Origin of the sequence: Alloscardovia theropitheci (assembly GCF_004332295.1) — a bacterium.
In the GTDB taxonomy this organism is placed as follows: domain Bacteria; phylum Actinomycetota; class Actinomycetes; order Actinomycetales; family Bifidobacteriaceae; genus Alloscardovia; species Alloscardovia theropitheci.
The window spans coordinates 83,366-103,875 of sequence record NZ_RXLP01000026.1 but is presented as its reverse complement, the minus strand read 5'-3'; the positions used below and the strand labels follow the sequence as shown (position 1 = coordinate 103,875).

Below are 20,510 nucleotides of genomic sequence, written 5' to 3'. Positions count from 1 at the left end.
TATAACTTTTTATAGGTAGCACATAATCGATAAAAATTAAAGAAGATATTCGACACGCCGTAGGTAGATACTTGCGGTTGAGCGAAATTCGTGACATACTATTCAAGTTGCCAATCGACAGATTCGGAAACCCTGGCGGATTTCCCAAGCGGTCAAAGGGAGCGGACTGTAAATCCGCCGGCTTCGCCTTCAGTGGTTCGAATCCACTATCCGCCACGCCTCGATAGCTCAGTGGTAGAGCACTTCCTTGGTAAGGAAGAGGTCGCGAGTCCGATTCTCGCTCGAGGCTCTCATAGCGGGATAGCTCAGCTGGCTAGAGCGTACGACTCATAATCGTAAGGTCGAGAGTTCGAGTCTCTCTCTCGCTACAAAAGCCGATTTGGCTAGAAGTAATTTATTGAAAGGTGAACAATGGCAAAAAGCGCCGATATTCGTCCAGGCATTACGCTGGCGTGCACCGAATGCAAGGAACGTAATTATCAGACGACTAAGAATCGTCGTAACACACCAGATCGTTTGGAACTCATGAAGTTCTGCCCACGTGATGGTCGTAAGACTCTCCACCGCGAGACTCGATAAATGTTACAAAAGACCCGACTTCGGTCGGGTCTTTTCATATATTTAGAGCAATTTCCTTTTTGGAAGCTTGGTCAAAATCTGCATCTCCTGAATTTAGCGCCAATGTGCATAAGTTACGCCCCTTAAGAGCTCTATTTTTCGGCATATTTCGTATATTCTTTTCATTTGTCTGATATGTGGGGTATAATGAAAATATCTCATTTTTTTGTTGGGATATTTAAAAGAGGGGGTAAAAGAATGAGGGTTTTTGTTCTTTGCATCCCTTCAGAGATTTGAAGGAGAGTAGATAGATGTTGAAAAAGCATATTCGAATTGTTGTTGCTTTTCTTGCTTCTGTTGCATTAGTCGTAGCTGGCGTATTCGCTGCAATGCCATCAGCTATGGCGGCACCTGCACAGACTGCAACTGTTAAGATTTCAAAGAATGACGATAATGGTGCTGCCTTGGCAGGCGCTCGTATGCAGATTACTCACAAGAATGCTGCTGGTAAAGTAGTAGTAGACGATGAATGGACCACCGATGGTTCAGTTCATACAGTAGACCTTGCTGCTGGAGATTACACTTTGACTGAGGTTTCTGCACCTGAGGGATACACCAAGGCTGAAGATCAGACTTTCACTGTAACTGTTCCTGCAAGCCGTGCTCGTAACAATTACACATTCAATCTTATTAACTCAAGCTTGCGTGAAAGCACCTTGACCTCAAACGATGGAACAACAGTTGTAAGCTCGTTCTATTGCTTTAACTCTACAAAGCCAAATCCAGTAACTGGTGTACAGTATACCGAATTTGAAGGAAGCGCATCTGTCTTTAACCAGTTGGCTACTCAGCCACGTGGTACTGCAAATGAACTCTATCAGAATGTTTTGCGTATCCTCTATAACGGCTATCCAAATGACAATGCAGGCATTAAAGCTGCTTACAACTTGACTGATGAACAATTCCATTATGTTACTCAGCAGGCTGTGTGGTACTACACTGACTCTACAGCTCTTCTTGAGCCAGGTTCAACTATTTCCCAGCCAGCTCTCATGCCAGCTGTTCTCGCTTTGATCAACAGCACTGCAAATCTCCCTGAGAACATGACTTTGGACATTTTCGAATCGGCAAATGATCAGTATCAGCATATGCTCACTACCACCTTCCGTACTGTAACTCCACCAATCGAGTTGACAATGGTGGATCATAAGGCTCCAGCTCCTGTAGTTGAAAAGCCAAAGGCTGAGCTAGCTAACACCGGTAGCGACATTTTCAACGTAGCAGTAGCTTCTGCTCTTGTAATGATGCTTGGTGCAGCTTTTGTACTCGTTCGTAATCGTATGCGCAACTAGTAGCTATGCTCAATACAGATAACGCGTCGATATAGTGATATCTGGCGGGGCGGAAACCTTGAAGAAGGATTCCGCCCCTTACTATATTCACGTAGAAAAGCTGTGCTTATAATCACATTCGTCTGTACTGAGTCACTTGCTTAAGTACAATAAAAACATGGCACTTTCTGAAACTCCACGATTTTCTGATATCACAACTATTGCAGTGGGTGGTCGTATTGCGCGCTTTGTCGAGCCTACAACGCGCGCAGCATTTTTAGAGGCGGTTATCATGGCTGATACCACCGGGAAACCATTATGTGTCATCGGTGGAGGCTCAAATATGCTGGTATCCGATGATGACTTTGATGGGGTTGTTATTAGGGATGCCAGGCGAGAAATATCGGTCTTGGATGAGGTTACTCCTGTTGAAGAAGGGGCGGATCCGAGTGTTACCATAAGTGCCACGGCTGGAGTGCATTGGGATGATTTTGTCGCTTATTGTGTACGCATGGGTCTTGCTGGTGTTGAAGCATTATCGGGTATTCCTGGCACGGTTGGCGCGAGCGTTGTACAAAATATTGGTGCATACGGTCAAGAGGTCGCGAGCACAGTTTCAAGCGTAGAGGTATGGGATCGAGAAGAACGTACAGTAAAAACACTCAAGAGTGATGAACTGCAATTTTCGTATAGAGATTCGCTATTAAAACGCAGTATGTATACTAATGGCGCGCATAGTGCACCTAGTAGGTATTTTCCGTCACCGCGTTATATCGTTTTGGAAGTTACTTTTACCCTTAAGCATGCCACTCATAATACGGTTAATATGACTCAACTTGCCAGAGCTCTCAACGTGACAGTGGGGCAGGATTTCGAGATAGGAGAGATTCGTCGTGCTGTTCTCGATATTCGTGCTGGTAAAGGCATGGTCGAAGATGAGCATAGATATATGAATCATTGGATGAAAGATACTGTTGTTTCATCCGAAATCTACGACACAATGAGCTTAGAGGATGAGGATAGAAATCGCTATAGTTGTGGCTCATTCTTTATGAATCCTATTCTTTCTCAGGAAGTAGCAGATACTCTTCCTCAAGATGCTCCACGTTTTGATGCTGAACTTCCAGATGGAAGTAAAGGTATAAAAACTTCTGCTGCATGGCTTATCGATCATGCTGGATTTAAGCCTGGATATAAAATTGACGAATCAAGCCGAGCAGGATTATCGACAAAACATACTTTATCATTAACAAACCGCGGCGATGCGAGAGCTGTCGATATTATTGAGCTGGCACGCGTAATTCGCGATGGTGTGCGACAAACCTATGGAGTTACGCTAGTGCCAGAACCTGTATTTATTGGCGTGGAATTGTAAAGAATAAGGTAGAGTTAAAACATGACATACGTAATTGCTGAACCTTGTGTGGATGTTAAAGATAAGGCATGCGTGGACGAATGCCCTGTCGACTGCATTTATGAAGGGCCACGAACTCTTTATATTAACCCAAATGAATGCGTCGACTGCGGTGCATGTGAGCCAGTATGTCCGACTGAAGCCATTTTCTATGAAGATGATTTGCCGGATGATTGGGCATGGTATAAGGCAGTTGCTGATGACTATTTCGCCGAGGTTGGTGATTTCGGTGGAGCTGCTGGAGCAGGGCCAATTGATCATGATCACGCGGATATAGCCAAATTGCCAGCGGATATTAATGCTGAATATTTAGCGAATAATTAAAATTTGGTTGTCCTATAAAACAATTAGATACCAAAGTTTATAGCATCTTTCCCAAAACGCTTGCGTATATCGTCAAGCGTTTTTTCTGCTTTACGGGTACTTTTTAGCGTGGAACGAGTAGATGATAGCTTGCTTTCTGTGGCGGAAGTACCACTGTCATCAGATTCATGTGATGTATGGGGATCATCATCAAATAAATCTCCGAAGCTATCTTGGATCATAGTTGTCGATACTGCGCTTAGGTTTGACGTGCTAATACCTGCTAATCGAATAAATTGAGGAAGCAAATCCTTCTCATCGTTACGCGGAAGAATGAGATTGAGAAGTGTCTTAGCGTGGCTAAAAAGTTCAGCTGCCGACTGCGTGGGATAAGTCATCGTGAACGATTTACTCGCATAATTCAAATTCGCGAAGCGAAGTTTGACTGTAATAGTCCGTGCTACTAGGCCACGCGCGCGAAGCGTAGATGCAGTTGCGTCGCAACTTTGCCGTAAGAGATTGAGGACCGTACGTGCATCTCGAGTATCTTCTCTCAAGGTTCGTTCATGTCCAATTGATTTTTCTGGAGCGTTTACGACCACTTTGCGCTCATCTTTTCCTTGAGCAGCGAGATAAAGATTATGACCGCTAACTGCTGAACCTAGCGCATGAATGATATCAATTTCTCGTAGCTGGCTTAATTGAGCGACGGTAGTTACGCCGTATTCTTCCAAACGCTTTTGAGTAGATGGGCCGACACCAGGAATAGAGCGAACTGGCATCATGCGAATAAAATCTGCATGACGATTGGCTGGAATAAGCAACATCCCGTTCGGTTTGGCATTTGTAGAAGCGAGTTTTGCGATAAGTTTGTTTGTCGCAATTCCAACTGAACAAGTTAAACCCAGACGTTTATAAACGGTTGCACGAATCCATCGTGCAATATCTACAGGCGATTTCCATATACGTAAAGCATTACTGACATCCATGAAGCATTCGTCAACGCTCACGTGTTCTATACAATCCGTAATCTCGCCGAAAATGTCAAAAACTTGATGAGATATCGCACGATAATAATCCATATCAACGGGTAAGAAGACACCATGCGGGCATAATTTTCTTGCGCGAGCCACAGGCATAGCAGAATTAACACCGAAAACACGAGCTTCATAATTAGCAGCAGATACAACTGAACGGGTACCTGTCCCGATAATAACAGGCTTACCAGCAAGCTCAGGGTGACGTCTTATCTCACACGATGCATAAAAAGCATCCATATCGATGTGGAGTATAGTGCACCCAGAAGCATCATGACCCCAGTCACGCTTAACAGCCTCATTTCGTGGTGCAGTACTCATACGCTTATCATACTGTCAGACTTGCATATATCTTGCATATATTCAACGTTATCGGCTCAAGGCGATACTCTATTACCTTATGAAGAAATGGATAAGTCATGCGTTGTACACGTCACCGGTGTTGTATGTACTAGCATTCCAAATGATAGCTATCTCCTTAGCGAATGAGCTAAGCAAAATTGCCTTTACTCAAATCGAGCCTTTATATGTTTCATGGTGGCGAGTGGCGTTGACTGCTATCATCATGATGGCGTGGCGTCGCCCCTTATCGCGTAAAAAACGTGCACAGTTGCCTAAGGATGCTAAGACATGGATTATTCTTGCTGCTCTTGGTGTTGCGGTTGCAGGGATGAATGGAGTTTTTTATATAGCTATTAAAACTCTCAATTCTGGAGTAGCGATGGCAATTGAATTCATTGGCCCACTTGCAGTTGCAGTTTTTACCGGTAAGACTTGGCGCGAGTATTTAGGTGCTGCATTAGCTTTTGTAGGTTTGCTTACTCTGGCTGGTGGGGCAATTTTTGGAATCGGCCCATCATCGATCCCCGGTCTGATTGCGATTATCTGCAGTGGCATTATGTGGGGCATATATATCGTGCTTGGACGTATGGTAGCGCATGGTTCGTCCGGGCTTGATAATTTGACGATTTCCTTGACTTTAGGATGGATTATTCAAAGTTTCGTGTTAGCAGTTCCTGCAATACGTGGCGTTATGAATCCTGCTCCATATGCGACATGGGCTCGTGGAAATCATGGATGGCTCAAGCTTATTGTTTTGATGATTGTTATCACTTTAGGAGCATCAATCGTTTCATATGTTCTTGATCAGGTGCTCATGAGGCGTATGACGGCAAATCGTTTCTCTGTTATGCAATCGTTATTGCCAGCGGTAAATTTGTTCGTCTCGTTACTGTTTGGATCACGTCCTGGAATATTGGATTATTTAGGAGTGGGAATTATCGTTTTTGCTGTTGTTATTAGCTTCTCTAGTGATAATTCGCCTCTCCCGTCGCACGATTTGACGTCACGACATCATGCGAGAGTGGTCAATGACGAGGGGCAAAGTGAAGAAATTGATATCGAAGAATAATATAATGTCTTGGAATATATACGAATGTATCGTATAGTGTACACACCGATTTGCTCATTGCCGAAAAAATGATAAACTAGCAAAGTTGCATGTTTATGCAATGGAGACGTGCCTGAGTGGCCGAAAGGGGCACCCTGCTAAGGTGTTAACTGCGTAAGTGGTTCAGGAGTTCGAATCTCCTCGTCTCCGCGAGTAAGGCTTCTTAGATTTCGTGTGAATCTAAGAAGCCTTTTGATTATCTATTGCGACTGCTGTACATCATCTCTAAAGCGGCATACTCGCAGTTAGATATACTTAAGTATGTCGTCACAATGACTTGGTTTATAGGCAAGAATGTGCTTATAGGAAGTAATGAATAGTGATGCCTGGATGATACGTCCGCTTAGGCCATGTATACAGATGTTTTGGACAGAAGCGGGGAAGAGATAAAGTATGAGCGAAAAAGAGAATCGCGAAAATCGTCAAAATCGCCGTGCCGAGATGGAAAAAGAGCGCGAGAATCTTAACCGTGAATTAATAGAGAAAATTCAAGGTGCACATGAAGCACATAATCATATTCAAGATAATCAAGAGCAATTTATTCACGAACATATGAATGCTCTTGCTGATGGAATTTTCGCAATTGCGATGACAATTATCGTATTAGAAATTGCTGCTCCCCGTCAGTGGAGTGCTGTGCCAGAGGTTACAGTGCAAATAGGATTTTTTGCATTAAGCTTCGTTGTCCTAGCGAATTTTTATTTTGAGCGCTCGCGGCTTATGTCTATTATCACACACGCGAATATCCCTCTTATCACACTTGATTTCTTTTTCCTCTTAGGTATCTGCTTATTACCACTTTTTACGAAATTCATGTTTGAATATGAAAGCTATAATATTTCCGTCGTGGCGTACGGAACTCTCATATTTATCGTATCTTTGATAAGCACGCTGATGCAATGGCTGGTGCTGAAATATCGTCTTATTGATTCTGAAATGATGAATGATGCTTACACGAGTGATACGGCATTTCGTATTATTCGACGCGAGTTTGGGCGACGTACGGTATGGGATATCGTAACGATAATTATTGCTTACTTCTCACCATATTTCGGTTTGGGATTCTTTGTTATGCTTCCTATAGCTCAATTTGCGCGACGCTATCGTGTCGGAATTTACCATGAGAAGCAAGGTCTAAAATCCCCAACCATATACGACGAAATTCTTAATCACTGGTTACGACAAAGTAGCAGGCGCAGACGCGGTTAACAGTATAGAGCGATTCCATATCTCTGGCAAAGATGCGGCTGACACTTCTTTGCTCCTATGTTAAAAAAGAGCCACAGAAAGAGCTATGGAAAAGAGCCAATGGAGGTATCAAGGAAAGATTTGACGAGTTAATTCTCTCCAATCATTTGCAATGTCTTCCTCCCGCGAAAAACATTATATCCAAGACGTACTCGAACACTATCGGGTACGTCTTTCGCATTCCACAGAAGCAGTGGAGGGCATCCCGCCATATTTACTTTGAGATGCTGCTTAGCGCTTCCTATAGCTATAGCCTGTGCACCTTCAGGTATGCGCAACTCGATAATGGGATACTCAAAATCTTTGCCAAATGGCCCCACAGCCTCGAGGAAATTTGCGACTTCACTTAGCGCTGGCAAATCCCACCAGAATACATCTACTGGCTCAGCGCTTGAATTATCTCCGATGATAAGCGCTGGTTCTGGTTCATAATCATGTGGTACATGGACACCATGAAGAGCATCAACAAGCGACTCAAGTGGTCCTGTAACTCCGCACGCGCCTTGATGTCCGATAGTCACAAGACCATCGCGATTGTTGAGCATATCGATGAGAGGATAATAGTTTGGAGACCTCATCGACCCATCAATACACTTTTCATCAGCGTCGATATGGACGACGGCAGTAGGCAAAGATGATTGATGCATGAGATGACCAGCAAGTAGGCCAAGCATTCCTTGTGGAGCGTCAGTTATGTAAATATATGGGGCATACGTATCATCAATTGTTTCTAAATATTCAGCTACAGCTTGTTTGCGCTGATTATTTGCCTCAATAAGTCGATGAATGCATTCTTTGCGCTTCTGCGCATCAGAGCTAACAAAAACATGGAAGGCATCAGCAATATCGGTACCCACACGACGTGGCGCATTAAACATCGGCGAAAGAGTGTATCCGTAAAATTGCTCATCTACATTATCGACTGAAATATGTAACTCATGTAAGAGCTGTTGGTAACCTTCGCAAGCATGTACGAGAGCAGCATGAGCATCAGGATCATTTTTCATCGTAAGAAGTGCTGATGGATTACTGACGAGTTCGCGTGATAATTGCAAAGATTTGCGTACGAGGAAACGATTGTCATGGACTAACGGCATAACATCCGAGATAGTGCCAATTCCAGCAAAAATTTGTAATGAGTTGAGATAACGACGTTGTTTCGCAGAGCCGTATTTACGTGCATAGGCGCTTACAGTAAGAAAAGCTACGGCAGCTCCACAAATGCCGGGCAATGGATACGATGAATTGCGTTGGCAAGGGTCAATCATGGCATCTGCAGGGCACTCAACTTCTTGTTCATGATGATCGGTAACAAGAACAGCTAAACCGAGAGATTGTGCGTATGTGATGCCCTCTATGGAATTGACTGCGCTATCACAGGTAAGGATAACGGTCGTCTCAGGATGATCAGAAATAATATCGTCGACATCAGCCTTACAAAAATCATGACCATATGTGTAGTTTGGGATATGGAGATTTACTCGAAAACCTAATTGGCTTAGCCCAGCGTATAAAATAATTCCCGAAGTAATGCCATCCATGTCAAAGTCGGGCGAAATGGTTATGTTATTTTCGCGGTATGAATGCAATACATCAATAAATTTCTCCATACCATCAAGTTGAGCAGCATATGGCTTATTTATGTCCTTGAGAAAATCATCAGTAAAACCTGTCCGCTCAATTAAAGTCTGAATGATAGGAGAAAAGTGAGGCATGGATTTCATTGTAATCTGGGGGAGTAATAACGGGCGGAGTGGCGTAGTTTTTGGCTCTTTTGTGCATATCGGTCAATTTTAGACAGCTATTTCTTCTCGTATCTCATAAAAAGCGACCCTATATGCACAAAAGGTTGGGAAATGCGTGCTTCTCGCAGAATTTAGTTCGTACTAACAGTATCTTGAGATATTCAATGCGATATTCATGAATGAGTAGATACAAGAAACCCCTGTATACGCAAGTCCGCAGTAGATATGCATATACAGGGGGAGTCGTTAGTGAGGTATCGAAAATTTACGATACAAAAGTTTAGACGTACTTCATACCACCATCAACCAAGATTGCTTGGCCGGTGATGTAATCAGACTTCTCGCTTGCGAGGAAGGAAACCAGGTTTGCAACGTCAGCAGGAGTTTCACCACGGCCGAGCGCAATTCCCTTCATCGTAGCCTTCAAGCTCTCACCGACTGGAACATGGTTGATTTCGCCAAGACGACGATCAATTTCATCCCACATAGGTGTCAAAACAATTCCTGGGCAGTAGGCATTTACAGTGATGCCGTACTGTGCTAATTCCTTAGCAGCGGTCTGAGTTAAACCGCGAACAGCAAACTTTGTAGCTGAATATGCTGCCAAAGGAGTGAAACCTTCATGCCCAGCGATAGAAGAAGCGTTGATAATCTTGCCCTTCGTGCCCTGCTTGATGAACTGGTGAGCAGCTTCATATGTTCCGTAGAAAGCGCCTTTTACATTGATATTGAGCAAATCATCCAAAGCTTCGTCTGTTTGCTCAAGGAATGGTTCTACGCGGCAAATGCCCGCGTTGTTCACCATAACATCGATATGGCCGAAGTCAGCTACAACGTCCTCGACAAGTTTGCGAACCTCATCATGAGAAGCAACATTTACTGAGTAGCCCTTAGAGCCGTTGCCTACTTCTTCGGCAACTCGCTGAGCTGCTTCTGTATTGATATCGGCAACAGCAACTGCAAATCCATCTTCAGCGAGCTGCTTTACGATACCTTCGCCGATTCCTTGACCGCCACCTGTTACGATTGCTACTTTCATCATGTCCTCCTTGAAATGACAGTGAAACTGTGAATATGGTGCGCGACTATGCTTGCGAGATATAAGTTGATGAGACAGATATGTCGCAGATATGTCGCTTTCATGTTTGCGCTCACTTGGTTCGTGCACTTAGTGTCTGCATTCACTAGTGTGAGCGTTCACACGATTAGAATACCACGATTGCATTAGAATGTGAATATGACTCTCGGTACGATAACAACATATGCGCAAGAAATGTTGAAAACATTCGAGGAAACGCCATTTAATGATGTTGATGCGGCGATTCTTTCTCAACTATCTTATGCGCAATTGGATGGGGGAATTGTTCCTACTCTGGAAACTACGCGTCAATTAAGCCGACTTAACCATGATGGTAATTCTTCATCACGTAGCAATTCATGGTGGGGACAATTGCACAGCAAACTACGTCATCGGATTAATAGACGTGAATTCGCTGAAGATAAGGGGCCAGAACCCCTTGACGATAGTCTTCGTTTTGTTTCCCTTTATGAGGCATTTTGGCGTAGCGAGGACTTCGAGTCGATTTTTCCTTCAGAGGCTAATCGCTCGCAAATGATCGAGCTAGTCAGTGCTGTTATCGCTTCTCCACGTTTTCGAGATATTCAAGTGGGCGAATTTACATACGAATATAATGACGAACGATATAATGACAAACAGTTCGCAGCTATGACTTTTTTACTTCCCGATGAAACCGAATTTATTTCGCTTCGAGGCACTGAAGCTACATTTGTGGGGTGGAGGGAAGATTTCGAGCTCGCTTTTAATAAAGAAATTCCATCGCAGCATAGTGCGCTCGCTTATATTAATGAAGTTCATGCGCATGCGGGCAATCGTGAGATGATGGTTGCAGGACATTCAAAGGGTGGAAATACTGCAGTGTTTGCAGCAAGTAAAGTCTCCCCAGAGATTCAAAGATATATTCGCGGAGTATATTCTTTTGACGGACCAGGATTCATTACCGATCTTATGGAAAGTGATGGGTATAAAACTATCGAACCGCGCATTCATAAAATAATTCCGCAAGACTCTTTTATCGGACTTATGTTTGAGGGGCGTGAGCCTTATGGTGTGGCGAGAAGTACAGCATCTGGCCTATTGCAGCATTTCCTTTTCAGCTGGCAAGTCGATACCGAGCAAGCAGACTTCCTTCGTCTTGATGGAGTTACAGAAAATGCTCTCAATATAGCGAATTCATATGTCGAATGGACTAATTCGTTAGGCATGACTGAGCGCAGACAGGTGATTGATAGTATATTTAATGTTCTGGAATCTACTGGATATACGACATTCACAGAGGTCGCGGACAATATTTCAACGGCAGCGCCGGTTATGTGGAACGCTGTAAGTAATTCAAATCCGCAAAATAGAGATATCGTAATTTCTGCATTTACGAATCTGTTCTCGAGGATTTTTGGTTTCAACCGTTATATCGTTCAAGTCGATAGTTTCTTACAACGTTTGCCATTCAGATTTGGGCAAAATGACGCGCCGCAAGAAATAGAAAGAGACGATGGTATGGATCGTGGTAATTAATGCTGACAGTTGTTGATACGAGTGAAAACCCAGCGCACTACTCGTTCATTGAGAAAAAATCCGAATTTATTGCGGACGCATGTCATATAAATTCATTAGATGAGGCCGTGGAATTTGTGGAATCGATACGGCAGCAGCATCCTAAATCTCGTCATGTGTGCTATGCGGCAATTATCGGAGCTGACCAAGCTCAATTCCAAGAACGAATGAGTGACGATGGTGAGCCGAGCGGTACTGCAGGAAAACCAATACTGCAAGTGCTCAGACAATCAGGAACGACTGATACCGTCATTGCAGTAACGCGATATTTCGGTGGAATACTTCTCGGAGCAGGAGGTTTGGTTCGAGCATATTCGAGTGCAGCAGCTGGCGTATTAAAAACGGCTCATGTGAGCGAAGTTATTGCAGCTCAACAGTTTTCGTGCACCATGGATTACGCTCAGTATGCCGTTATGCAAAGAATTATTGCGCAATATCATGGAAGTATACGAAACGAAAGTTTTACAGAAAAAGTAGCTATCGAGTGTGCTATTCCCGTAGATAAGAGCAATGATTTTGAAAACGCGGTGGAACAAACTTTTCATGCAACGATTAAGCCAATTCGCACAGAATTTGGCTCGCTCATGGGATAGGCTAAAGCTATGAGTTCTCAAGAATCGCTAACAACAGAATACGAATTTCTTCGTCATACTGATGATGTGGAAGAGTTAAGTAGACGTTGTCATACGCCACTTCCTGACCCTAGTGATGCTGCAGCCTTTTCACGCGCTACAGCTTTATTGGAAGCAGTAGCTGGTAATATGAGCACTCCCGAGGAAGATAGAATTTTCCTGGCGAGTACAATGCCATATCCGAATATTCTTGTGAAATTATCCACTGACCCGTTAGCTTCGGTAAGAGAGGCGGTGGCAGCTAACACTGATTCAAAGGACTGGTTAGTAGGCAGGCTAACAAAAGATGAAGATGCTCAAGTGCGCGCAAAGGCTCTGATGAACCCGGTTACTACATGGCGAATGCGCATGGAAGGCGCACAGGACGAGCGAACTACTGACGAAGTTTTGCGATTTTTGGCAACGGTGGGAACGCAAGAAGGAGACAAAGCACCAGTAGTTCTTGCGGCGATGGTACGACGAGCGGTTGCTCAGAACCCTCATGCTGATGATGACATACTTCACAATCTTGCTTCGGATAGTGTTCCTGATGTGGCTCACGCGGCTCAGCATGCGCTAGAGAATCGCCAGTAAATTCGTCGAGATATCGTTACCCCTGTCGAAATCGTGCTGGCAATCACCATACACGTGATTTCAATGCTTCGTAATCTCATAAAATATTCAAAATACGTTCTAGTTTACCAGTGCTTATTTGGAAAAATAACCCCGAAAAGGAACATACACATTGATTCTCGATGGGCTTTGACACTGGTCGCGTATACCCGCTATCATTAAAGATTGTTGTGTTTCCCTATAGGGGTCCAGGAAAGCGCTTTCCCACTCGCTCACTAGGACTTTCAGGGAGCCCACGGATAAAGGATGTCACAAGGCATCTGGAACACAATGAAAGAAAAGGTTATTACAGTGAAGACTTTCACTCCAAAGCCAAGTGACTTGACCCACGAATGGTACGTCGTAGACGCTACTGATGTGGTGCTCGGTCGTTTGTCGGTACAGGTAGCAAACTTGCTTCGTGGCAAGAATAAGCCAACATTTGCTCCACATGCAGACGGCGGTAACTTCGTTATCGTTATCAATGCGGACAAGATTGCTTTGAGCGGCAATAAGTTGGAAAAGAATCTTTACCACCACTCTGGATTCCCAAGCGGTTTGCGCGCAGATTCCTACGCAGAACTTCTTGAGAAGGATCCAGAACGCATTATTCGCACAGCAGTTAAGGGTATGATGCCTAAGAATAAGCTTTCTAAGGTACAGCTTGGCCGCTTGCGCGTTTATGCAGGTGCAGAACACCCACATACCCCAAACAAGCCACAGGTTGTAGAGATCGCACAGGTCTCTCAGCAGGCTAAGTAGGACCGAAAGGAGAATCCACAATGGCTGAAAATGCAAGCTCCGCGGTTCTTGAGACCGAGGTAGAACTCACTTCTTATACTTCTGAGACCAATGCAGGTGCTGGTACTGGTACTTCTGCAATTGCTCCTGGCTACGGCACTGGTCGTCGCAAGGAAGCTGTTGCACGAGTCCGTTTGGTTCCAGGCTCTGGTAAGTGGACCGTAAATGGTCGCACTCTTGAAGAGTACTTCCCAAGCCGTTTGCACCAGCGCGAAGTTAACTCACCAATCGTTTTGCTTAAGCTTGAAAACAAGTTCGATGTAATCGTTCTTGTTGATGGTGGCGGTGTTACTGGTCAGGCAGGTGCTATCCGTCTTGGTGTTGCACGTGCTTTGAACAGCATCGATCGTGATGCTAACCGTGCAGCTTTGAAGAAGGCAGGTTTCTTGACTCGCGATGCTCGTGCAGTAGAGCGCAAGAAGGCTGGTTTGCACAAGGCACGCAAGGCTTCTCAGTACTCCAAGCGTTAAGTTTATACTTTTCGTTTATGTGCTTCGAGCCCTACTCCATATGGAGCGGGGCTCTGCTATTATTGTGCTAAATTCGATACTTCTCAGAAAGATATATTATGACTGATCAGGTACCATACGAACAGTTTGGCGACGACAATCCAGTTCCACAATCCCAGCCTTATACACCACAGCCTTCTGAACCAGCGACTCCAGCAGAGTTTTCTCAACCGAGCGAGCAGGCTGCAGGTGACAATCAACCATCCCAGTCATATGGGCAACCAGTGGAATCTGACTATAACAACGCGCCTTCACAGCTGCAGTTTGCACAACCACAGTATAATCAAGTACCAAATGCACAACCTCAATTTGGGCAGTCTCCATATGTGCAACAGCCGCAGCAACCTCAGTATGCACAACCACAGCCTCAGTATGCACAACCGCAATATACCCAGCCACAGTATGGTCAGCAGGTTCCACCAGTTATGCCTCAAGCTGTTCCACAAGCAAATGGTTGGGCTCCAAATGGTGCTCCATTAATGGTCGGTACGAAGAGTAAGGTGCTAGCGGCAGTTCTTGCGTTCTTCCTTGGCGGAATCGGTATCCATAACTTCTATCTTGGAAAGACAACTCGCGGTATTATTCAATTAGTTATGGGAACTGTTGGTTGGATTCTCATTGTTCCTCCACTCATTTCCGCAGTATGGGGCTTTGTAGAATTCATTCTTATCTTAGTTGCAGCTCCTGGTACTCCTTATCACCAAGATGGTATGGGATACGAGCTTCAAGACTAAATTAAGGTATTTCATAAATAGCTTTATAGGGTGCTCTTCAGTAGGAGAGCACCTTTCCTTATATGCGTCTATTTTCGGAGTGCCGTACGCAATGATGCATATGGTACGTGCTTCATCATTGCTATGGTATTTAAATCATTTTTTGATATACGCGTAAAAATATTTTCAGATAGAAGATCAGATAGCTCACAAGACATGAGGTATCAAGTGCTATAAATGTAAAAAATTGCAATTTCTTGAGTTTATTCATATTGTGGCAGATTTTGGAATTTCTTATATATCATGTGAGCGGTAGAAAAAATTATAGCTACGACACTTTGTTAATAATTCTAAAAATAATCGCTTTTCTAGTGTATAATAGAAGGCGTTAATAGGGGACTTGTACAAAGTCGTATTTCAGCTAAAGAATACTGAATAGTTTAATTGTCAAAAAATTTAGCCCTTCTATATCGTGTAGGAGTGCTATTTGGCGACAGAGTTTTCTCTGCAATGGACAAGAGAGGGGAAACGAAGTGGTTATACAGACTAAACATTTAGTAGGGCGTACAATCACGATAGTACTCACTTTTGTAGTAGTGTTGGCCTTTTTGATTGGTTCAACACCACGTGCTTATGGGCAGGATGTTCTTACTCCGCGAGTTACATTCGATGGTATTTCTCGCATATATAACAGCAATTGGTCTCTTAATTCTTATGCAGTTAAGTACACCATAACGATGGATCAACCACGTACATTTGGTATGAAGCAAACACATAACAGCATGAATGTTCAGTTGGTTGAGGAAAGTGGTAATGCTCTGACGAATAATTCTGACGTAGACGGTTATACATTCACCCAAGTTGGGACGAATCTTCAGTCAGAAGGGTATACATCAATTTTTACCCCAAGTACGAATGCTGGAAATAAGATAACTCTTACTTTTAAGCTTCCTCAAAATAATTATTGGGCCTTAGCATCAGCATTCAAGTTTGACTTTATGTTTCTCGAGAAGCAGGCAGATGGAACATATAAACAGCTGTCTTCTAGCCAGTCGGGGACTACTGGGAACCAAAATGGACAGTCCATTAAAACTAACTATATTGCTTATACGGCAAGTGATGGTCCGGGGTATAAAATACATGATCTCACTGGTGCCACACCTGACATCCGCGTAATGTGTATCGATCCGTTTACTGAGATGTCCACGGTTTTTCTCAATCCTACAAAGCCGGACAAATACAGTGATGCAATTGCCAAAAATATGTACTATCAGCGCATCTCAGAAGACAATCCATTAATCGGAACTGCTCAGGGGCCGTTAAGCTCATTAGGATCTGGCGCTAATCGTAAATGGCAAGGCCAAGAGTTAGTAAAGCATCTAAAGATGGCATATTATTATCTCGAAAATAACTGGGATACTGATCCTCTTGTCCAGAGAATGAAGCAATACACTTTTGGTGTTGGAGGGCAGCATTATAACGATTTCGAAGTCAAGCATTATATGGCAACATTGCTGGGCTGGGTATTTGTTACTAATATCGCATATGAAAATAGTGGACCATATTCATTTGTTAATGCCTTTACGGAGCCGTGGAAGCCGAGTATTTGGACAGATACTGAAGCATTGCGAATAAGAAATGCGCTAGGAGGCACACGCGGTTTCAAACAGTCTGAGTTGCAACAGTTAATGGATAGAATTGACTCTCAAGTCCTAACTCAAGATCAACTCGATAGTGTGACAATCACCATCTATCAGGGAGTAGGCCAGACTACAAATACTACATCGGATAAAGCAACGCGTCCTACGCAAGACCTTATTACATATGAATACTCTCCAAGTTTTCCACTAAATGTCCTCAAAGTTGATTCGACAGATATGACTCGGCCACTGCGTGGCGCAACTTTTGAATTGAGAGATAGCAGCAATCGCATTATAGATACTCAGACATCTGATGATAATGGAGATCTCAGTTTTAGGAAGATAAAGCCGGGTACATATACATTACGCGAGACCCAAGCTCCAGAGGGGTATGATATCAACTCAACTGTGTGGACTGTAGTGGTAACTACTACTGGAGTGACAGTTAGAAACGGTAGCCAAACAGTTGGATTAGTCTCTGAAAAACTAATTGTAGGCGATACTGCACGTGTTAGAGTCAATTTCTCACTTCATAAGATTGACAAAGATAATAAATCGAGTGCACTTCAAGGAGCTGTGTTCATTCTTTCAGGTCAAGGTCTATCTCTCGAGAAAGAGACGGATAATCAGGGCAACGTTTCTTTTGAAAATCTAACTCCTGGTAATTATATCTTGCAGGAAAAAACAGCTCCTGCGGGATACGTACTTAATCCAATGGTTTACACGATTACTATTAGTGTAACGGGGGTCATTACCGTCCGTGATGATCAAGGAAACATAGTTGATATTAATAGCTCTGGTCAGCTTGACGTTACAAATGAGAAAATTCGTGGGAAATTTAGGATTCATAAGGTTTCGAAAGACACGCAACAGTCACTTGACGGAGCTGAATTTGTCCTTAAAAAGGATGGTCAAAACATTGATACGCAGACTACTCAGGATGGAGGGTGGGCTACTTTTGAGCATCTAGACCCTGGCGAATACACAATGTACGAGTCTCAAGCTCCATCTGGATATATGACTAATGGAGTTACTTATACGATTACCGTGAAAAACGATGGGAATGTGAGCTATCGCGGTTCAGACGGTAGCTCTGGCACAGATTCGATTGATATGGTGATGACCATTGAAAATTTGCCAAGCGTCCCCGCGAAAATGCTTCTTCGAAAGTATACGCATGACAGTAGTGGTAACGGTTCTCCTATTATTACTGGCATCTTAAAATTGACTCTCACTCCAGCAAATCAAGAAGCAAGACCAATTAAGGATGGTCAAATTGTTTACACACTAGACTTGTCGCAGCAGGAAAACAATAAAGATTTGGAAATAGAATTTCCTGATTATCTTGAGGGCGAATATCTGCTTACAGAGACACAAGCACCCGCCGGATTTATAAAGACACAAGAGACATATCGTATCCGAATAACGAGTACGGTGAATTCTCAAGGACGTATGACGAGAAAACAAGTTTCAATTCTTCGTGATACATGGGAAGTCGTCTATACATGGCTTAGCGGTGTCGAAATTTACGGTGGGCATACATTAGAGATTTATAACGAAAAGCCAGAATATCCACACACGGGTGGAATGGGAACGCACCCATTCCTATTCGCCGGTGGTGTGCTTATGCTGACCGGAGTTATGTTCGGTTTACGACGTCGTATTCGAGCGATATTCGTAATCCGCAAATAATTGAAGATCGGTGCGATGTCTCGCACAAATATTGGTATAAATTACACCCACATAGCTAAGAAGAGAGGGAAGATGATGCGAGTTAAATATAAGGCATTAGCCATTCTCGTAGCACTCTTTATGATGATCGGTGCGTGTGCATCTGCGATCATCTCAATGCCTGCAGCACATGCCGCAGGTGAGAAGACCAATACTGTGACGATTCATAAGCTCATGATGACGGATTCTGAGCTCACTGCATGGAACTCAAACGGGCCAACAGGCTATGATGGATCACAGGATTTTAACGCCTTCCAAAATCTTGTTACAGGACAGACGTTGAAGCAGGTTCCTGGTGTCTATTTCGCCGCTCAAAAAGATGGCGCATGGATTAAAGCTGATGGAACCGTAACAACCGATGTTAAGGAAGCGCTTGGTGGCTTAACAACAGCTGATGGTCTGAGCCTTGATGTTTCCCAGCTACCACAGACTTCACCAACCAAGTATACATTCGTAGAGGTCAAGGAGCTTTCAGAATACCGCGGAGCGGATGGTCAGACTTTGTCTCGTCAGAAAGCAACACCAGTGGAAATAACATTGCCTTTTATTAAGGCAGATGGTTCGGTACTCGAGGATGTTCATGTATATCCAAAGAATACGGAAGCTGGAAAGCCTGACCATACAAAGGATCTTGACCGAGATAAGACAGATATCGATGAACATGGCATGTCCGTGTACAAGGGGCAGAATGTTCCTTACGTACTTAATACGACAGTTCCTGCTGGTTCTACGTTGAACAAGGCAGACTGGAACGATATTATGTCCGCTGGGCTATCCATGAATCATGATGTCACAATTAGTGCTGTCACAGCTGATGGTGCTGATCTTGGTCTTACCGCAGCTGATTACGCAATTACATACGGCGATAATGGATTCGTTCTTTCTCTTAACGCCTCTGGCTTGACAAAGCTCGCGCAAGTTACTGCACCAACAGATGCAAACTTCAAAGTGCTTGGAGCAGATCCTGCAATTCAGGGACAGAACAAGGAAGTGCGTTTTACGCTTCGTTATTCCGCAAATGTCACTGAACAGGCGATTATCAATGATGCTTTGAATAACCAGTCGACATTCCACTACGGTAACAATCCTGGCTACACTACGGAACCTGGAGATAACAATCCGCCTACAACTAAGCCAAAGAATAAGCAAATCGAGGTTGAAAAGTCCTTTACCAATGGGCCTCTTTCCTCATCTGCAAAGACGACATGGCCTACTGGATTAAGCATCCACTTCACCTTGCAAGTCTATGACCCAGCAAGCGCTGGTGCTAATGGGGCAGATGCAGGTAATGGTTGGACGGATGTAGCTGGCAAAGAGTTAACACTTGATGCAACTCATACTACAGGCTCGTTCACTGGATTGGATAACGATAAGAACTATCGAGTTGTCGAAACAGTAGTTGATGGATGGGTTCCAAACTATCAGCTCGAAGATGGCAAAGTAGTTATCGTTAACAAGAAGAACGTTAATCCAAAGCCGGTAGGACCAAAGGACTTTACCGTTCGTACATTTGGAAAGAAGTTCGTAAAAACTTCTGAAGATGAAAATACTCGTCTTGCCGATGCTCGATTCGTAGTAAAGAATGCGGAAGGAAAATTCCTAGCGCTTGTTGATGATGCCACGAATCAAGCAAATAGGGCGGCTTACGAGGCTGCGCGTACAGCATATCAGGAAGAAATCGCTAAGTACAATAACGATAATTCCTCAACAACTCAAGCAAATATTGATACGAAGTATCAAGCTGCAAAGGCTGCTTACGAAGCAATGAATGAGCAGTATCGCTGGGTAGACAGTGAAAATGATGCATTCCAGTTTGCTTCTGATCAACATGGTCGTTTCGAGGTTGTGGGTCTGGCAGCAGGCACTTATACCTTGCATGAGACCAAGGTTCCAGACGGGTACGCATCAATATCTGATCTTACATTCGTGACAAATGCAAGCTCTTATGCAGCTGGAGATATTAAGTACAATTTGGAAGATCTTACTCAAACAGCAAGCCGGATCATCAATAAGAAGGTAACCATACCGCTTACCGGTGGTACCGGAACTATAATCTTCACCATTCTTGGTGTTGGATTAATGGCAGGTGCTGCATATGTAGCCAAGAAGAACAATTCTTCTCGCTCGGAGTAATTCGTACACAATTTTGTACACCAGTAGATAAGGAAGGCAACG

At 43.7% G+C, this 20,510-nt stretch carries 17 protein-coding genes and 4 tRNA genes; 18 read left to right on the top strand and 3 right to left on the bottom strand.

Annotated elements, in window-relative coordinates; translation table 11 throughout:
• The first annotated feature begins 134 nt into the window (after positions 1-134).
• The 7 genes from EJ419_RS07005 to fdxA all read left to right on the top strand — a co-directional run bounded on the left by EJ419_RS07005 (position 135) and on the right by fdxA (position 3,627).
• Positions 135-216: transfer RNA gene (locus EJ419_RS07005), tRNA-Tyr, on the top strand.
• A 1-nt stretch (position 217) separates the two neighbouring features.
• Positions 218-289 (top strand) — tRNA-Thr (locus tag EJ419_RS07000).
• A 5-nt stretch (positions 290-294) separates the two neighbouring features.
• Positions 295-368, top strand: a tRNA-Met gene (locus EJ419_RS06995).
• Between the two features lie 43 nt (positions 369-411).
• A complete protein-coding gene (rpmG, locus tag EJ419_RS06990) occupies positions 412-579 on the top strand; it encodes a 50S ribosomal protein L33 (RefSeq protein ID WP_021618688.1) in 168 nt (55 codons plus the stop codon).
• A 290-nt stretch (positions 580-869) separates the two neighbouring features.
• Positions 870-1,910 (top strand): thioester-forming surface-anchored protein, encoded by a 1,041-nt coding sequence (locus EJ419_RS06985; RefSeq protein WP_131284997.1) that lies wholly within the window; start codon positions 870-872, stop codon positions 1,908-1,910.
• 157 nt (positions 1,911-2,067) lie between these two features.
• Positions 2,068-3,264 (top strand): UDP-N-acetylmuramate dehydrogenase, encoded by a 1,197-nt coding sequence (locus EJ419_RS06980; protein WP_131284995.1) that lies wholly within the window; start codon positions 2,068-2,070, stop codon positions 3,262-3,264.
• 21 nt (positions 3,265-3,285) lie between these two features.
• Positions 3,286-3,627: a ferredoxin gene (gene fdxA, locus EJ419_RS06975; protein ID WP_131284993.1), complete on the top strand. Its 342-nt coding sequence runs from the start codon at positions 3,286-3,288 to the stop codon at positions 3,625-3,627.
• Between the two features lie 23 nt (positions 3,628-3,650).
• Here the strand turns inward: fdxA and dinB are convergent, their stop codons facing one another.
• On the bottom strand, positions 3,651-4,964 hold the full coding sequence (gene dinB, locus EJ419_RS06970) for a DNA polymerase IV (protein WP_131284991.1): 1,314 nt from the start codon (positions 4,962-4,964) through the stop codon (positions 3,651-3,653).
• Positions 4,965-5,043: 79 nt separating this feature from the next.
• On the opposite strand from dinB, the gene EJ419_RS06965 reads away from it, so the two are divergent.
• The 3 genes from EJ419_RS06965 to EJ419_RS06955 all read left to right on the top strand — a co-directional run bounded on the left by EJ419_RS06965 (position 5,044) and on the right by EJ419_RS06955 (position 7,302).
• Positions 5,044-6,054, top strand: coding sequence for an EamA family transporter (locus tag EJ419_RS06965; RefSeq protein WP_131284989.1), 1,011 nt, complete (start codon positions 5,044-5,046; stop codon positions 6,052-6,054).
• Positions 6,055-6,156: 102 nt separating this feature from the next.
• A tRNA-Ser gene (locus EJ419_RS06960) sits at positions 6,157-6,243 on the top strand.
• Between the two features lie 243 nt (positions 6,244-6,486).
• Positions 6,487-7,302, top strand: coding sequence for a TMEM175 family protein (locus tag EJ419_RS06955; RefSeq protein ID WP_131284987.1), 816 nt, complete (start codon positions 6,487-6,489; stop codon positions 7,300-7,302).
• Positions 7,303-7,430: 128 nt separating this feature from the next.
• Here EJ419_RS06955 and EJ419_RS06950 read toward each other — a convergent pair whose 3' ends face one another.
• Both EJ419_RS06950 and EJ419_RS06945 read right to left on the bottom strand, forming a co-directional pair.
• Positions 7,431-9,056: a DHH family phosphoesterase gene (locus EJ419_RS06950; RefSeq protein ID WP_165496271.1), complete on the bottom strand. Its 1,626-nt coding sequence runs from the start codon at positions 9,054-9,056 to the stop codon at positions 7,431-7,433.
• 310 nt (positions 9,057-9,366) lie between these two features.
• Positions 9,367-10,128 carry an acetoin reductase gene (locus tag EJ419_RS06945; protein ID WP_131284983.1) on the bottom strand — a complete coding sequence of 254 codons (762 nt, stop codon included), beginning with the start codon at positions 10,126-10,128 and terminating at the stop codon, positions 9,367-9,369.
• A 195-nt stretch (positions 10,129-10,323) separates the two neighbouring features.
• Between EJ419_RS06945 and EJ419_RS06940 the strand changes: the two genes are divergently transcribed.
• From EJ419_RS06940 to EJ419_RS06905, 8 genes are all read left to right on the top strand, one after another.
• The gene (locus EJ419_RS06940; RefSeq protein WP_131284981.1) at positions 10,324-11,679 is read left to right on the top strand and encodes an Mbeg1-like protein; all 1,356 of its coding nucleotides are present in this window, start codon (positions 10,324-10,326) and stop codon (positions 11,677-11,679) included.
• Complete coding sequence (locus EJ419_RS06935; RefSeq protein WP_131284979.1) at positions 11,679-12,311, top strand: YigZ family protein; 633 nt, start codon at positions 11,679-11,681, stop codon at positions 12,309-12,311. The genes EJ419_RS06940 and EJ419_RS06935 overlap by 1 nt, the downstream gene beginning before the upstream one ends.
• A gap of 9 nt (positions 12,312-12,320) precedes the next feature.
• Positions 12,321-12,923, top strand: coding sequence for an AbrB family transcriptional regulator (locus EJ419_RS06930; protein WP_131284977.1), 603 nt, complete (start codon positions 12,321-12,323; stop codon positions 12,921-12,923).
• A 330-nt stretch (positions 12,924-13,253) separates the two neighbouring features.
• On the top strand, positions 13,254-13,703 hold the full coding sequence (rplM, locus tag EJ419_RS06925; protein ID WP_131285232.1) for a 50S ribosomal protein L13: 450 nt from the start codon (positions 13,254-13,256) through the stop codon (positions 13,701-13,703).
• Positions 13,704-13,723: 20 nt separating this feature from the next.
• Positions 13,724-14,212: a 30S ribosomal protein S9 gene (gene rpsI, locus EJ419_RS06920; RefSeq protein ID WP_131284975.1), complete on the top strand. Its 489-nt coding sequence runs from the start codon at positions 13,724-13,726 to the stop codon at positions 14,210-14,212.
• 98 nt (positions 14,213-14,310) lie between these two features.
• Positions 14,311-14,985 (top strand): TM2 domain-containing protein, encoded by a 675-nt coding sequence (locus EJ419_RS08505; RefSeq protein WP_131284973.1) that lies wholly within the window; start codon positions 14,311-14,313, stop codon positions 14,983-14,985.
• A 512-nt stretch (positions 14,986-15,497) separates the two neighbouring features.
• Positions 15,498-18,296: an LPXTG cell wall anchor domain-containing protein gene (locus tag EJ419_RS06910; protein ID WP_131284971.1), complete on the top strand. Its 2,799-nt coding sequence runs from the start codon at positions 15,498-15,500 to the stop codon at positions 18,294-18,296.
• A 72-nt stretch (positions 18,297-18,368) separates the two neighbouring features.
• Entirely contained in the window at positions 18,369-20,468 is a 2,100-nt protein-coding gene (locus tag EJ419_RS06905) for a pilin N-terminal domain-containing protein (protein ID WP_165496270.1), read from the top strand.
• Positions 20,469-20,510 lie beyond the last annotated feature (42 nt).

Excerpts from the sequence above, each read along its gene's own strand:
- rpmG (WP_021618688.1), top strand. The coding sequence starts at position 412 with ATGGCAAAAAGCGCCGATATTCGTCCAGGCATTACGCTGGCGTGCACC.
- EJ419_RS06985 (WP_131284997.1), top strand. The coding sequence starts at position 870 with ATGTTGAAAAAGCATATTCGAATTGTTGTTGCTTTTCTTGCTTCTGTT.
- EJ419_RS06980 (WP_131284995.1), top strand. The coding sequence starts at position 2,068 with ATGGCACTTTCTGAAACTCCACGATTTTCTGATATCACAACTATTGCA.
- fdxA (WP_131284993.1), top strand. The coding sequence starts at position 3,286 with ATGACATACGTAATTGCTGAACCTTGTGTGGATGTTAAAGATAAGGCA.
- dinB (WP_131284991.1), bottom strand. The coding sequence starts at position 4,964 with ATGAGTACTGCACCACGAAATGAGGCTGTTAAGCGTGACTGGGGTCAT.
- EJ419_RS06965 (WP_131284989.1), top strand. The coding sequence starts at position 5,044 with ATGAAGAAATGGATAAGTCATGCGTTGTACACGTCACCGGTGTTGTAT.
- EJ419_RS06955 (WP_131284987.1), top strand. The coding sequence starts at position 6,487 with ATGAGCGAAAAAGAGAATCGCGAAAATCGTCAAAATCGCCGTGCCGAG.
- EJ419_RS06950 (WP_165496271.1), bottom strand. The coding sequence starts at position 9,056 with ATGCCTCACTTTTCTCCTATCATTCAGACTTTAATTGAGCGGACAGGT.
- EJ419_RS06945 (WP_131284983.1), bottom strand. The coding sequence starts at position 10,128 with ATGATGAAAGTAGCAATCGTAACAGGTGGCGGTCAAGGAATCGGCGAA.
- EJ419_RS06940 (WP_131284981.1), top strand. The coding sequence starts at position 10,324 with ATGACTCTCGGTACGATAACAACATATGCGCAAGAAATGTTGAAAACA.
- EJ419_RS06935 (WP_131284979.1), top strand. The coding sequence starts at position 11,679 with ATGCTGACAGTTGTTGATACGAGTGAAAACCCAGCGCACTACTCGTTC.
- EJ419_RS06930 (WP_131284977.1), top strand. The coding sequence starts at position 12,321 with ATGAGTTCTCAAGAATCGCTAACAACAGAATACGAATTTCTTCGTCAT.
- rpsI (WP_131284975.1), top strand. The coding sequence starts at position 13,724 with ATGGCTGAAAATGCAAGCTCCGCGGTTCTTGAGACCGAGGTAGAACTC.
- EJ419_RS08505 (WP_131284973.1), top strand. The coding sequence starts at position 14,311 with ATGACTGATCAGGTACCATACGAACAGTTTGGCGACGACAATCCAGTT.
- EJ419_RS06905 (WP_165496270.1), top strand. The coding sequence starts at position 18,369 with ATGATGCGAGTTAAATATAAGGCATTAGCCATTCTCGTAGCACTCTTT.